Source organism: Nonomuraea sp. NPDC050663 (assembly GCF_044456985.1).
GTDB lineage: Bacteria > Actinomycetota > Actinomycetes > Streptosporangiales > Streptosporangiaceae > Nonomuraea.
The window spans coordinates 303,710-316,806 of record NZ_JBITGL010000001.1 but is presented as its reverse complement, the minus strand read 5'-3'; the positions used below and the strand labels follow the sequence as shown (position 1 = coordinate 316,806).

At 70.1% G+C, this 13,097-nt stretch carries 13 protein-coding genes; 9 read left to right on the top strand and 4 right to left on the bottom strand.

What is annotated here, in order from left to right:
• From ACIBH1_RS01680 to ACIBH1_RS01645, 8 genes are all read left to right on the top strand, one after another.
• Complete coding sequence (locus tag ACIBH1_RS01680) at positions 1-696, top strand: class I SAM-dependent methyltransferase (RefSeq protein WP_397311606.1); 696 nt, start codon at positions 1-3, stop codon at positions 694-696.
• Positions 697-741: 45 nt separating this feature from the next.
• A complete protein-coding gene (locus ACIBH1_RS01675) occupies positions 742-1,395 on the top strand; it encodes a class I SAM-dependent methyltransferase (RefSeq protein WP_397311605.1) in 654 nt (217 codons plus the stop codon).
• A gap of 212 nt (positions 1,396-1,607) precedes the next feature.
• The gene (locus ACIBH1_RS01670) at positions 1,608-3,275 is read left to right on the top strand and encodes a CDP-glycerol glycerophosphotransferase family protein (RefSeq protein WP_397311604.1); all 1,668 of its coding nucleotides are present in this window, start codon (positions 1,608-1,610) and stop codon (positions 3,273-3,275) included.
• A gap of 95 nt (positions 3,276-3,370) precedes the next feature.
• On the top strand, positions 3,371-4,654 hold the full coding sequence (locus ACIBH1_RS01665) for a nucleotide sugar dehydrogenase (protein WP_397311603.1): 1,284 nt from the start codon (positions 3,371-3,373) through the stop codon (positions 4,652-4,654).
• Positions 4,655-4,744: 90 nt separating this feature from the next.
• Entirely contained in the window at positions 4,745-5,431 is a 687-nt protein-coding gene (locus ACIBH1_RS01660; protein WP_397311602.1) for a class I SAM-dependent methyltransferase, read from the top strand.
• The gene (locus ACIBH1_RS01655) at positions 5,431-6,123 is read left to right on the top strand and encodes a class I SAM-dependent methyltransferase (RefSeq protein ID WP_397311601.1); all 693 of its coding nucleotides are present in this window, start codon (positions 5,431-5,433) and stop codon (positions 6,121-6,123) included. The genes ACIBH1_RS01660 and ACIBH1_RS01655 overlap by 1 nt, the downstream gene beginning before the upstream one ends.
• Positions 6,124-6,158: 35 nt before the next feature.
• A complete protein-coding gene (locus tag ACIBH1_RS01650; protein ID WP_397311600.1) occupies positions 6,159-6,833 on the top strand; it encodes a polysaccharide deacetylase family protein in 675 nt (224 codons plus the stop codon).
• Positions 6,834-6,876: 43 nt separating this feature from the next.
• The gene (locus tag ACIBH1_RS01645; RefSeq protein ID WP_397311599.1) at positions 6,877-8,607 is read left to right on the top strand and encodes a hypothetical protein; all 1,731 of its coding nucleotides are present in this window, start codon (positions 6,877-6,879) and stop codon (positions 8,605-8,607) included.
• Here ACIBH1_RS01645 and ACIBH1_RS01640 read toward each other — a convergent pair.
• Positions 8,534-8,953 carry a winged helix-turn-helix transcriptional regulator gene (locus tag ACIBH1_RS01640; protein WP_397311598.1) on the bottom strand — a complete coding sequence of 140 codons (420 nt, stop codon included), beginning with the start codon at positions 8,951-8,953 and terminating at the stop codon, positions 8,534-8,536. The genes ACIBH1_RS01645 and ACIBH1_RS01640 overlap by 74 nt on opposite strands.
• 77 nt (positions 8,954-9,030) lie before the next feature.
• Between ACIBH1_RS01640 and ACIBH1_RS01635 the strand changes: the two genes are divergently transcribed.
• Positions 9,031-10,419, top strand: a complete 1,389-nt coding sequence (locus ACIBH1_RS01635; protein ID WP_397311597.1) for an MFS transporter — start codon at positions 9,031-9,033, stop codon at positions 10,417-10,419.
• Positions 10,420-10,431: 12 nt separating this feature from the next.
• Here ACIBH1_RS01635 and ACIBH1_RS01630 read toward each other — a convergent pair whose 3' ends face one another.
• Genes ACIBH1_RS01630 through ACIBH1_RS01620 form a run of 3 tightly spaced genes read right to left on the bottom strand, consistent with a single transcriptional unit; the run spans position 10,432 to position 13,092 of the window.
• Entirely contained in the window at positions 10,432-10,611 is a 180-nt protein-coding gene (locus tag ACIBH1_RS01630) for a hypothetical protein (RefSeq protein WP_397311596.1), read from the bottom strand.
• Positions 10,612-10,662: 51 nt separating this feature from the next.
• A complete protein-coding gene (gene guaA, locus ACIBH1_RS01625) occupies positions 10,663-12,210 on the bottom strand; it encodes a glutamine-hydrolyzing GMP synthase (RefSeq protein ID WP_397311595.1) in 1,548 nt (515 codons plus the stop codon).
• 51 nt (positions 12,211-12,261) lie between these two features.
• Positions 12,262-13,092 carry an SDR family NAD(P)-dependent oxidoreductase gene (locus ACIBH1_RS01620; protein WP_397311594.1) on the bottom strand — a complete coding sequence of 277 codons (831 nt, stop codon included), beginning with the start codon at positions 13,090-13,092 and terminating at the stop codon, positions 12,262-12,264.
• Between the last annotated feature and the right edge of the window lie 5 nt (positions 13,093-13,097).

Below are 13,097 nucleotides of genomic sequence, written 5' to 3'. Positions count from 1 at the left end.
ATGGAAGCAACCGAGATCCGCCGGCTGGTCATGCTGGAGGACAGACACTGGTGGTACCGCGAGCGCCGCGCGATCCTGACCCGCGAGCTGCGCCGCTTCGGCCGTCCCGGCAAGGCGCTCGACATCGGCGCGGCCGGCGGCGGCAACACCAGGGTCCTGGTACGGCACGGCTGGGACGCCACCGCGACCGACTTCTCCGAGGTGGCCGTGGAGGTCGCCAGGGAACGCGGGCTCAAGGCCATCCAGGCGGACGCGCGGGATCTTCCGGTCGAGTCGCGGAGCCTCGGTCTCGTGACGGCCTTCGACGTGCTGGAGCACATCGAGGAGGACTACCTCGTCACCGAGCAGATCGCCCGCGTTCTCAAGCCGGGCGGCCACACGCTGATCGCCGTGCCCTGCGACATGGCGCTCTGGTCGGCCCACGACGACGCCGTCGGCCACGTCCGCCGCTACGACCGCGAGTCGCTGGTGCAGGTCGTGGAGAAGGCCGGGCTCGTGGTCGAGCGTCTGTGGAGCTGGAACGTCCTGCTCCGCCCGGTCGTGGCCAGGCGCCGGAAGAGCTCCACCGGCAGTGATCTCGAAGACACGCCGCCGCTCGTCAACCTGGCGCTTTCGGCCATCGTCCGTGCCGAGAGATACCTTCCCGTGAAGTCCTGGCGCGGAGTGACTCTCTTCCTGCACGCTCGCAAGCCCTAGGAGCTCGCTTTGTCTGCATCGCCCCCCGTAGTGACGGGTGTCGAGGTGATCGACAGGAAGCTCCTCATCCAGGACGCCTGGAACCTCTACATCGACGCCCCCAAAGCCCTGCGACTCAAACAACGCCTGCGCGTCCTGGTCTGCCCCTTCGAAGAAGTCGTCGGCTTCGTCCCCCAAGGCGCCACCGTCCTCGACATCGGCTGCGGCTCAGGCCTGTCCCTCGCCCTCATGGCCGCCCGCGGACGCCAGATCACCGGCCACGGCTTCGACCCCAGCGACGTCGCCATCAGCCTCGCCCAGAAGATGACCGCCCACATCACCCACACCGGCTCCACCCTCACCTACGAACGCCGCGACGCCCGCACCGAATGGCCCCAAGGCACCTACGACGTCGTCAGCATGCAAGACGTCATCCACCACGTCCCCGTCGCCCACCAACGCGACGTCTTCGCCAAAGCCTGCCGCTCCGTCCGACCCGGCGGCATCTTCATCTACAAAGACATGAGCATGCGCCCCCGCTGGCGCAACTTCTTCTGCCGCCTGCACGACCTCATCATCGCCCGCGAATGGATCTACCCCATCCCCGTCGCCACCATCGAGACCTGGGCCGCCGAACACGGCCTCACCACCGAGGTCGCCAAAACCGCCCACCGCGTCGTCTACGGCAACGACCTGCGAGTCTTCCGCAAGGCGGTCTGACATCCCGGAAGGCGGCGGGGACGACCCCGCCGCCCTTCGCGTGTACGACATGCCATCCGGTAACGAATGTTCCGGACTTCGCAAGCATTCGTGCAAGAAGGCAGGAAGGCGATCATTCCCCCGTTAGCGTCGATTCGACGCCTGCCGCCGTCCAGTGGGGGATCTTCGTGACTCGTGCGTGCGCTGTACTCCTGGCCGCGACCCTTCCCGCGATGCTTCTCGCCGCGCTCTGGCCGGAGCCCACGGCTTTCCTCGTCACGATCCTGATCAGCTACCTGTGCGAACTGGCCCTGCGCGGCCGCTCTCCCGCCCTGTTGACAGCGCTCTGCCTGCGGCCACGAGTCCGTCCCCGCCTGCGCGAGTTCGCGGCGCTCTGCCTGCTGATCCGCGTCGACGACGCGGTCGGCACGGGCGCCGTGGTGCTGGCCGTCGCGTTGTGGATGGCGAACTGGCTCTGGCCCGTGTGCTTCGACCGCGCGACCGCCCTGGCCAAGCGCCAGACGCGCCAGCCGCCCATCGTCACCCGCAACCTCGGCCCGCGACTGACGACCGGGGGCAAGCCCGCCCCCATCGCGGTCCCCAGGACGCCGATGGAGGCGCTCCTGGTGATCTCCGCCGCCCTGTGCGCCGTCACCGGCACGTTCTGGTTCGTGGCCGCCGCCGCGGCGGCCCAGTTCGTCCTCGCCGCGCTGGTCACCGTACGGCTGGCGCGGCGGCTCCGCGGGCTTCCGCCGATCGACGACCAGCAGGTGCTCGACGACGCCGGAGCGCGGCTGGCCGCCCACGATCCGCAGGTCATCCTCTACTTCTCGGGCCCGGACGCCACCGCCTACCAGGTCAACATGTGGTTGAGCACGCTGGAACAGGTGGACGCCCGGGTGGTCGTGCTGCTGCGCGAACGCCAGGTGCTCAGGGACCTGGCCCCCACCACGCTGCCGGTCGTCTGCATCCCCGACTCCGTCGTCATGATGAACTTCACCGCGCTCGACTCGGCCAAGGTCGCGCTCTTCCCGGCCAACGTCGGCAAGAACATCCACATGCTCAGGGTCGCCGGTGTCCGCAGCGTCTTCATCGGTCACGGCGACAGCGACAAGGAGGCCTCGTTCAACCCCTTCTCCAAGGTCTACGACGAGATCTGGGTCGCCGGGCCCGCGGGGCGCGACCGCTACCTCCGGGCCGGCATCGGCGTGCACCCGTCCCGGATCGTCGAGGTGGGCAGGCCGCAGCTGACGGCCATCACCACCGAGCGCACGGCCACCCCGACCCCCACGGTGCTGTACGCGCCGACCTGGGAGGGCTGGAGCGACGACCTGCACCACACCTCGGTCCTGTCCATGGGCCCGCGGCTCGTCCGGGAACTGATCGGGCGCTCCGTCCGCGTCATCTACAAGCCGCACCCGATGACCGGCACCCGCGACCCGAGAGCGGGGGTGGCGCACGAGGAGATCGTCAGAGTCATCGCGGGCGCCGGCGGTGACCACCAGGTCGTCACCGGCGCGACCCCGCACCTGTACGACTGCTTCAACCAGGCGGACCTGCTCATCGGCGACATCTCCAGCGTGGTGAGCGAGTTCATCGCCAGCGGCAAGCCGTACGCCGTCACCAACGTCGCGGGCCTGCCGGACGAGGACTTCAAGCAGCGCTATCCCACGACGGCCGCCGCCTACCTGCTGACCGCCGAGATGGCGCACCTGGAGACGATCCTCGCCGCGTGCGCGCAGCTCGACGATCCCCTGGCAGAGGAGCGTGACCGGCTCAGGGCCTACCTGCTCGGACCCGAGCACCCCGGGGCGCCGGCCCGCTTCAACGAGGCACTCAACCGCCTGCTCAGCGAGAACCGGGGTGACCTGCTCGAACTGAGCGAGATTCCGGCGAGGTAAACCTTCTCCCAACGCCGGGAGCCGCACCGGGATCTCCGACCTGGCAGCGCCTACTGTCCGTTGCGGACTTCGACCGCCCTTCGCCGGAGGAATCAGTGAGAATCTGCGTGGTCGGTCTGGGCAGGATCGGCCTGCCCCTGGCCGTCCAGTACGCGTCGAAGGGCCACCAGGTCATCGGCGCCGACATCGACCCCCGCGTGGTCGGCCTCGTCAACCAGGGCCTGGAGCCCGTCCCTGGCGAGCACGACCTGGACGTGATGCTCAAGCGGGCGGTCGGCGACGGTGTGCTCCGCGCGACCACCCGCACGCGCGAGGCCGTGGCCACGGCCGACGTGGTCGTGGTGGTGGTGCCCCTGGAGGTCGATGCCGCCGGGGTGCCCGACTTCTCGGCGATGGACGCCGCGACCGAGGAGATCGCCGCCGGGCTCCGGCTGGGCACGCTGGTCTGTTACGAGTCGGCCCTGCCGGTCGGCACCACGAGGCAGCGTTGCGCTCCCCTGCTGGAGCTGGGATCGGGGCTCACCCAGGGTTCCGGCTTCCACCTGGCCTTCAGCCCTGAGCGGGCGCTCACCGGACGGGTCTTCGCCGACCTGTGCCGCTTCCCCAAGCTCGTCGGCGGGGTCGACGGGGAGTCGGCGCGGAGGGCGTGCGCCTTCTACGAGGCGGTGCTCGACTTCGACGAGCGCGACGACCTGCCGCGGCCCAACGGGGTGTGGGACCTGGGCTCCTCCGAGGCGGCCGAGCTGGCCAGGCTGGCCGAGACGACCTACCGCGATGTGAACATCGCCCTGGCCAACCAGTTCGCGCTGCACGCGGGGGCGCTGGGCGTGGATGTGATGCGGGTGATCGAGGCGTGCAACAGCCAGCCGTACAGCCACATCCACCAGCCGGGGATCGCGGTCGGCGGGAGCCGCGTGCCGGTGTATCCGCGGATGTACCTGTGGAACGACCCGTCGGCGAGCGTCGTGCGTGCCGCCAGGGCGGCCAACGCCGCGATGCCCGGCCACACCGTGGACCTGCTGGCCGCGGCGTACGGCGAGCTGTCGGAGGTCGAGGTGCTGGTGCTGGGCGCGTCCTATCGGGGCGGCGTCAAGGAGAGCGCGTATTCGGGGGTCTTCGGCGTCGTGGGCGCGTTGCTCGAGCGCGGGGCGGTGCCGTACGTCTCCGACCCGCTGTACGGCGCGGCCGAGCTGAGGGCGCTGGGGCTGGTGCCGTACGGCGGGCAGCCGGTGGAGGCGGCGATCGTGCAGGCCGACCACGCCGACTACCACGTGCTGGCGGCGAGCGACCTGCCTTCGGTGCGGGTGCTGGTCGACGGGCGGCGGGTCACCGACCCCGCGTTGTGGAAAGGCGTCCAGCGCGTGGTCATCGGCGGCTGACCAGCGCATCCGCGCTCCACATTGGTCCTGACCCCGGTCAGGCGGTAGCGTCTCGTCACGCGCGCGCACCCGCCACCAAGGAGTACTGTCGTGTCCGCAGACCCCATCCCGTTGGGCACCGAGGTGTTCGACAGGAAGCTCCTCATCCAGGACGCCTGGAACCTCTACATCGACGCCCCCAAAGCCCTGCGACTCAAACAACGCCTGCGCGTCCTGGTCTGCCCCTTCGAAGAAGTCGTCGGCTTCGTCCCCCAAGGCGCCACCGTCCTCGACATCGGCTGCGGCTCAGGCCTGTCCCTCGCCCTCATGGCCGCCCGCGGACGCCAGATCACCGGCCACGGCTTCGACCCCAGCGACGTCGCCATCAGCCTCGCCCAGAAGATGACCGCCCACATCACCCACACCGGCTCCACCCTCACCTACGAACGCCGCGACGCCCGCACCGAATGGCCCCAAGGCACCTACGACGTCGTCAGCATGCAAGACGTCATCCACCACGTCCCCATCGCCCACCAACGCGACGTCTTCGCCAAAGCCTGCGACTCCGTCCGACCCGGCGGCATCTTCATCTACAAAGACATGAGCATGCGCCCCCGCTGGCGCAACTTCTTCTGCCGCCTGCACGACCTCATCATCGCCCGCGAATGGATCTACCCCATCCCCGTCGCCACCATCGAGACCTGGGCCGCCGAACACGGCCTCACCACCGAGGTCGCCAAAACCGCCCACCGCGTCGTCTACGGCAACGACCTGCGAGTCTTCCGCAAGAAGAGCTGATGGAGAGCACGGAGATCAGGCGTCTGGTCGAGCTCGAGGACACGCACTGGTGGTATCGGGAGCGGCGGGCGATCCTGCGCAAGGAGCTGCGGTCGCTGCGGCCTGGGCGGGCTCTCGACATCGGCGCCGCGGGGGGCGGCAACACGCGGGTGATGCTGGCGGCGGGCTGGGAGGCGACCGCCACCGACTTCTCCGAGGTGGCCGTCGAGGTGGCCAGGGAGCGCGGCATCGACGCGGTCTGGGCCGACGCCCGCGAGCTGCCCTTCGACGACGCGAGCAAGGACCTGGTGACCGCCTTCGACGTGCTGGAGCACATCGAGGAGGACGACCGGGCGGCGGCGGAGATCGTGCGTGTGATGCGGCCGGGCGGCACGGCGCTGATCGCGGTGCCGTGCGACATGAGGTTGTGGTCGCAGCACGACGTCGCGGTGGGTCATGTCCGGCGTTACACCAGGCAAGAGCTGGTCGATGTGATCGTGCGAGCCGGACTCGTTATCGAACGGGTATGGAGCTGGAACGTTCTGCTGCGGCCGGTGGTCGCCGTGCGGCGCCGACGCTCCACGGGCAGCGATCTCGAAGAGCTGTCGCCGCTGGTCAACACCGGTCTGAGCATGATCGTCGCAGTGGAGCGCCACCTGCCGGTGAAGTCGCTTCCCGGCGTCACCCTCTTCCTCAGGGCGCGCAAGCCCTAGCCGCACATCGGTAAAAGAGTTGGAAGAATGGTCGTGTGCTCGTAAACGGACTGATGGCGCTCGCTCTGGCCATGACCCCGGTTCAGGCCGCCCCGGCCAAGGTCGACTGCGCGAAGATGAAGTGCCTGGCGCTGACCTTCGACGACGGCCCCGGCCCCTACACCACGACGTTGCTCAAGACGCTGAAGAAGGCCAAGGCGAAGGCGACCTTCTACCTGGTCGGCAAGTCGGTGGAGAAACGGCCCGAGGTGGCCGCGCAGATCGTCAGGGCGGGGCACGAGGTGGGCAACCACACGTGGTCGCATCCGAGTCTGCCGACGATGCCCGACGAGCATGTCCTGGGTGAGCTCAGCTCCACTCAGGATGTCATCGAGCAGGCCACCGGGGTGCGGCCCAGGACCTTCCGCCCGCCGTACGGCCACAGCGACGAGCGGGTGCTGCTGCTGGCCCAGGAGCTGGGGCTGGCGCAGGTGAAGTGGACCGACACCACGCTCGACTGGAGCCTGCGCGACAAGGACCGGATCCGCAACAAGGTGCTCAAGCTGGCCAGGCCGGGTGGGGTGATCCTCATGCACGACCCGGTGCCGGCCACGGTCAAGGCGATGCCCGAGGTGCTCAAGGAGCTGAAGAAGCGTGGTTACCACCTGGTGACCGTTTCGACGCTGCTGGGCAAGAGGAAGCTCGCCCCGGGCGAGGCGTACCCTTCGTAATCCGGATAAGTCCTGATAAGTGAGTGACGCCGTGCGCCGGATCGTGAGAACGCCGCTTGCGACGTTCGGCGCGATCCAGGCGATCCTCCTCATCTGGTGGGCCGCCTTCTACCCCGGCCTGTTCAGCCGCGACTCGGTCCTGTACCTCAGCCACACCATGGCCGGCCCCTGGGTCAGCGACCACTCGGTGCTCTACGACGCGCTGATGTGGCTCAGCTTCACCCGCACCGGCGACCTCGGCGCGCTCACCCTCGTCCAGACCACGGCGATGGCGGGCGCGCTCACCTTCCTCGCGCGGTCGCTCACCCGCATCGGCGCTCCCCCGCGGACCACGACGGCCGTGGCGATCCTCCTGCCGCTCCTGCCACCGGTCGGCGCGTTCACCGTGGCGTTGTGGAAGGACGTGCCGTTCACCATCTGCGCCATCGCCGTCGCGGCCGTCGCCTGCCGCGGCATGAACGGGCGCACGCTGCTCGGGCTCGCCGCCCTCTTCGCCGGGCTGGGGCTCTTCCGCGCCAACGGCTTCCTCGTCGTGGCCGTCGCCGTCGTCGTGCTGCTCCTGGTGACCAGGACCATGAGGGTACGGCTCGCACTGGTCGGCGCCGTGGCCGCCGCCGTGCCGCTGCTGCTGAACAACCTGGTCTTCCCCTCGACCGGCATCCAGGCGCCCAGCGCGACCTACGTCTACCACACCGCCTACGGCGACCTGGCCCACGCCTACCGGCAGCACCCCGAACGTTTCAGCCATCAGGATGTGAGCGTGCTCGGCCGCGTCGCACCGCTGTCGCGCTGGTGGGAGGGCGGCGGCAGCTGCGCGTCGATCAACGATCTCATCTGGCGCCGCGACTTCAGCTGGGAGCAGGCCGAGGCCAACTCCGCCGCGCTGCTCGACATGTGGCGGCGGCTGCTGCTGGAGCGCACCGGCGAGGTGATCGACGCCCGGTTGTGCCGCGGCGCGATCGCCTGGCGCGTGACCGCCGACCTGACGCAGAAGGACGGCTGGACGTACATGTTCTCCAGGCGTGCCAACGCCGACGACTACACCGGGCCGTACCAGGTCACCGACTTCCCGGGGCGCGCCGAGGTCTTCACGCTGCGGCCGGCCGCGCAGTGGCTCAACCAGGGGCTCAACGTATGGCTGGAGACCACCTACCCGGTCGACTGGCTGATGTGGCGCGGGGCACTGTGGGCCTACTTCACCTACCTGGCGGCCGCTCTGGCGGCCTGGGCGGCCCGCCGCAAGGCGGTGGTCGCCGTGGCGGCCATCGTGGCGGGGCAGCAGCTGGCGGTGCTGGCCAACATCTCGGCGCAGGACTTCCGCTACATGGCCTCACCGATCGTGGTGGGCGTGCTGGTGCTGCCGCTGCTCGTGGTCAGCGTCATGCGGCTGGTACGGCAGGCGGCGGTCTCCGTCGCCGTGGCGGCACGGCAGGGGGCGGTACGGCGGGCGGTGGTGGCGCCTCCTGAGGAGCGGCCCTCCCCGGTCCCCATCCCGCGCCCGGCTCCCGAGGTGGAGATCACGCCCGTCCCAATGGAGGCGCCTCCCCCGCCCGCCCCGGCCCCGGTTCCAGCCCCGGTTCCGGACGACGGCCCGCACCGGTGGCGGCGGCTGCCCATCACCGGGGGCTTCGTGTGCGTGTGGCGTCTCCCTGCGCCCTCTCGCGCGCGGCGCACCACCCCGGCGCCCCGCCTGCGCGTCGTCAGGAAGCTCGCCGTGCGTCGTAGTCCTCGCGTGAGCGAGCCACGCAAGCACTATGCCTCTGTGACCAGTTAGTCAGCGTCAGCATCGCCTCGTAGAGCTCCAGCGCCATCGGCGTGGCTTCGTACTCCACCTTCGGCGGCACGGTCGGGTACACCGTGCGCTTGAGCAGCCCGTCACGCTCCAGGTGACGCAGGGTCAGCGTCAGCATGCGCCGGCTGATCCCCTCGATGAGCCGCTCCAGCTCGGTGAAGCGCATCGGCCCGCGGGCGGAGGCGACGATGAGCTGGATCGCCCACTTGCCGCCGATGGTGTCGAGGATCTCGCGCGGCGGGATCGGGCAGTATCCGGCGTCGATCAGCGCGTCGGCGTCGGCAAGGCTCCTGAGCTCGTCTGGTACAGCGGTGTGCCTCTGGGACATGAAAGTGCCTTCTTCCGGGAGAACTCGATGGTCACACATCATGGCCACTGTTACAAAAGGTGTCCTTAGGAGTCCTCGTGAGAAGCAAGTGGAGCGCGCTGGCCCTGCTGGCGGCGACCCAGTTCGTCCTGATCCTCGATCTGACCATCATCGGCATCGCGTCGCCGCCCATGGGCCGGGAGCTGGGCCTGACCGCCCAGGACCTGTCATGGATGACCACCGCCTACTCCCTCACGTTCGGCGGGCTGCTCCTGCTCGGCGGCCGGCTGGGCGACTATCTGGGCAGGCGCCGCGTCTTCATGGCGGGCATGCTGCTGTTCGCGGCCGCATCGCTGGCGGGCGGGCTGGCCGGTGACGGGGTGGTGCTGATCGCGGCTCGTGCCGTCCAGGGGCTGGCGGGAGCGCTCGTCGCGCCCGCGGCGATGGCCCTGGTGATGACGACGTTCAAGGACGACCCCGCCCTGAACAAGGCGCTGGGCGTCTGGGGCGCGGTCGGCGGCGTGGGCGGCGCGGCGGGCGTGGTGCTGGGCGGTCTGCTCACCGACGGGTGGGGCTGGCGCTCGGTCTTCTTCGTCAACGTGCCGGTCGGCGTGATCGTCCCGGTGCTGGCGATGGCGGTCCTGGCCGCCGATGTCCGTACGGCACGCGGCGGCGGGTTCGACGTGGCAGGGGCGGTCACCTCGACGCTCGGCCTCGGCCTGATGATCTACGCCTTCTCGGAGTCGTCGGTCCCGGCCGGGGCCGTGGCGGTGATCCTGCTGGCCGCCTTCGTCGCGATCGAGGCACGCTCGTCCAGCCCGCTCATGCCGCTCGGCATCTTCCGCCGGCCGCTCCTGCGCGCGGGAAACGCCGTGATGTTCCTGGTCGTCTTCGCCATGCAGGCGGTCTTCTTCGTCCTGACCCTCTACACCCAGCTGATCCTCGGCTACAGCGCCACCGAGTCCGGCCTGTCGATGGTCGCCATCGCGGTCGCCATCGCGCTGACCGCCTCGCTGCTGGGCGGCCGGGCCGTGGCCCGCTTCGGGCTGCGCGCCACCGCATCGACCGGCATGGCCTTCATCCTGGCCGGCGTCGTCTGGTACACCACGCTGGGTCTCGACAGCACCTTCCTGACGGGCCTGCTCGGCCCTGAGGTGGCCACCGGCTTCGGCTTCGGCCTGGTGGTCGTCGCGGCCACGGTCGCCGCCACCGCGGAGGCCGCGCCCTCGGAGTCTGGGCTCGCCTCGGGGCTGTTCAACGTGACGCAGCAGGTCGGCATCTCGATCGGCATCGCCGTACTGATCGCCATCGCCTCCGCCCGCACGGGTGGCTCGACGGCTCCCGCCGAGCTGATGGCCGGCTATCACGCGGCCTTCGTCGCGGCGGGGGTCGTGATCGCCCTCGGCCTGGTGGCGTCGCTGACACTGCTGCCGCGCAAGAGCACGCCGGAGGCGCAGGCCGAGGCCACGCTGCCGGTCGGGGCCTGAGCGCCCGGCAGCTCAGCTACGTCTGCTGCCCCTCATGGCGCCGATCAGGACGACCGCGGCGAAGGCCAGCAACGCCACGACGCTCACCGCCATCGCCCAGCGCACCGCCAGGTAGAGCCAGCCCAGCACGGCTCCCGCCACGGTGAGGGCAGCGGCGGCGAACAGCAGCAGCCAGGACACGATGTTCCTCATGGCCCCTCCTTCGCCGGAGGTGTACCCGATGCTCGGCCAGATATGAGGGAATTACTCCCACTCGATGGTGCCCGGGGGCTTGCTGGTGACGTCGACGACGACGCGGTTGATCTCGCGGACCTCGTTGGTGATCCGCGTGGAGATGCGCGACAGCACGTCGTACGGCACGCGCGCCCAGTCGGCGGTCATCGCGTCCTCGGAGGTGACCGGCCGCAGCACCACGGGGTGGCCGTAGGTGCGCCCGTCGCCCTGCACGCCGACCGAGCGCACGTCGGCCAGCAGCACGACGGGGCACTGCCAGATGTGGCGGTCGAGGCCGGCGCGCGACAGCTCCTCGCGGGCGATCGCGTCGGCCTCGCGCAGGATCTCGAGTCGGTCGCGGGTCACCGCGCCCACGATGCGGATGCCCAGGCCGGGGCCGGGGAAGGGCTGGCGCCACACCATGGCGGCGGGCAGGCCGAGCTCCTCGCCCGCGCGGCGCACCTCGTCCTTGAACAGGGTGCGCAGCGGCTCGACGAGGGAGAACTGCAGGTCGTCGGGCAGGCCGCCGACGTTGTGGTGGGACTTGATGTTGGCGGTGCCGGTGCCGCCGCCGGACTCCACCACGTCGGGGTAGAGCGTGCCCTGGACCAGGAACTCGACGGGGCCGTCGGCCATGATGGCGCGCTGCTCGTCCTCGAAGACGCGGATGAACTCGCGGCCGATGATCTTGCGCTTCTCCTCGGGGTCGGTCACCCCGTCGAGCGCCTTCAGGAAACGGTCGGAGGCGTCGACCACACGCAGCTTGACGCCGGTGACGGCGACGAAGTCGCGCTCGACCTGCTCGGCCTCGCCCTTGCGCAGGAGCCCGTGGTCGACGAAGACGCAGGTCAGCCGGTCGCCGATGGCGCGCTGCACGATCGCGGCGGCGACCGCCGAGTCGACGCCACCGGACAGGGCGCAGATGGCCCGGCCGCCCTGGACCTGGTTGCGGACCGCCTCGACGGCGTCTTCGACGATGTTGAGCATGGTCCAGCTGGGCCGGCACCCGGCGGCCTCGAGGAAGTGCTTGAGCACCGCCTGGCCGTGGTCGGAGTGGAGGACCTCGGGGTGGAACTGCACGCCGTACAGGCCCATCTCGGGGTGCTCGAAGGCGGCGACGGGGGTCTCGGGGGTGGAGGCGGTCACCGTGAAGCCGATGGGCGCGGCGGCGACGGCGTCGCCGTGCGACATCCACACCTTCTGCTTGGTGGGCAGCCCGGCGAACAGGACGCCCTCGCGGGTCACGTCGAGGTCGGTGCCGCCGAACTCGGCGGTGCCGGTGCGCTTGACCTCGCCGCCGAGCGCCTGGGCCATGATCTGGAAGCCGTAGCAGATGCCGAAGGTCGGCACCCCGGTGTCGAACAGGCCTTCAGGGGCGGCGGGCGCGCCCTCGGCGTAGACCGAGGAGGGGCCGCCGGACAGGATGATCGCCTTGGGCTTCCTGGCGAGCATCTCCTCGACCGGCATCGTCGAAGGGACGATCTCGGAGTAGACGTGGCACTCACGGACCCGCCTGGCGATCAGCTGCGCGTACTGCGCGCCGAAGTCGACTACGAGCACCGTGTCAAAATCAGACACCGAGAAGACCCCCAAGCAAGGTGAATGCGGTGCCCCAAGTGTATCGGCGCGCTATTCGTAGAGCGGCAACGGTGGCAACTTCCCCTCCAGCAGCGCCTCGGTCTGCCCGCGCAGCCCCTCGCCGTAGCCGGGATGGGTGAAGACGAGGAACCTCTCCTCACGCACCGCTTCGACCGCGATGTCGGCCACTCTGGCGGGGTCCATGCCCCGCTCCACGATGCCGTCGATGATCTTCAGCGAGTCGCCTTCGTCCTGGGTGCGGGTGGTGGACAGGTCCGACGGCCGCACCCGGTCCGACCTGTTGATCCCGGTCTGCACCCCGCCGGGGCACAACGCCGTCACCTTCAGCTTCGAGCCGACCATCGCCAGGTCCTGCGCCAGCGACTGCGAGGCGGCGAAGGCGGCGTACTTGGTCACCGAGTAGGCCCCGCTGTACGGCGCGGCGAACAGGCCCGAGATCGACACGGTGTTGATGATGTGCCCCTCGGTGTCCTGCTCGATCATGCGGGGCACGAAGGCGTGGATGCCGTGGAGCACGCCCCACAGGTTCACGCCCAGCAGCCAGGCGAAGTCGTCGGGGTCGCGCGTCCACATGTGGCCGCCCTGGAAGACCCCGGCGTTGTTGCACAGCAGGTGCACCGCGCCCAGCTCGCCGAACGTGCGGTCGGCCAGGTGGTGCACGGCCGCACGGTCGGAGACGTCGGTCACCTGGGTGAGCACCTTGGCGCCCTTGGCCAGGGCCTGCGTCTGCGCCAGCCCGCCGGGTTCGACGTCGGCCAGCATGAGGGTCATGCCCTCGGCGGCCAGGCGGAGCGCGAGAGCCCTGCCGATCCCGCTCGCCGCGCCCGTGACGACGGCGACCTTGCCGGAGAGCTCCCGCATCCCAT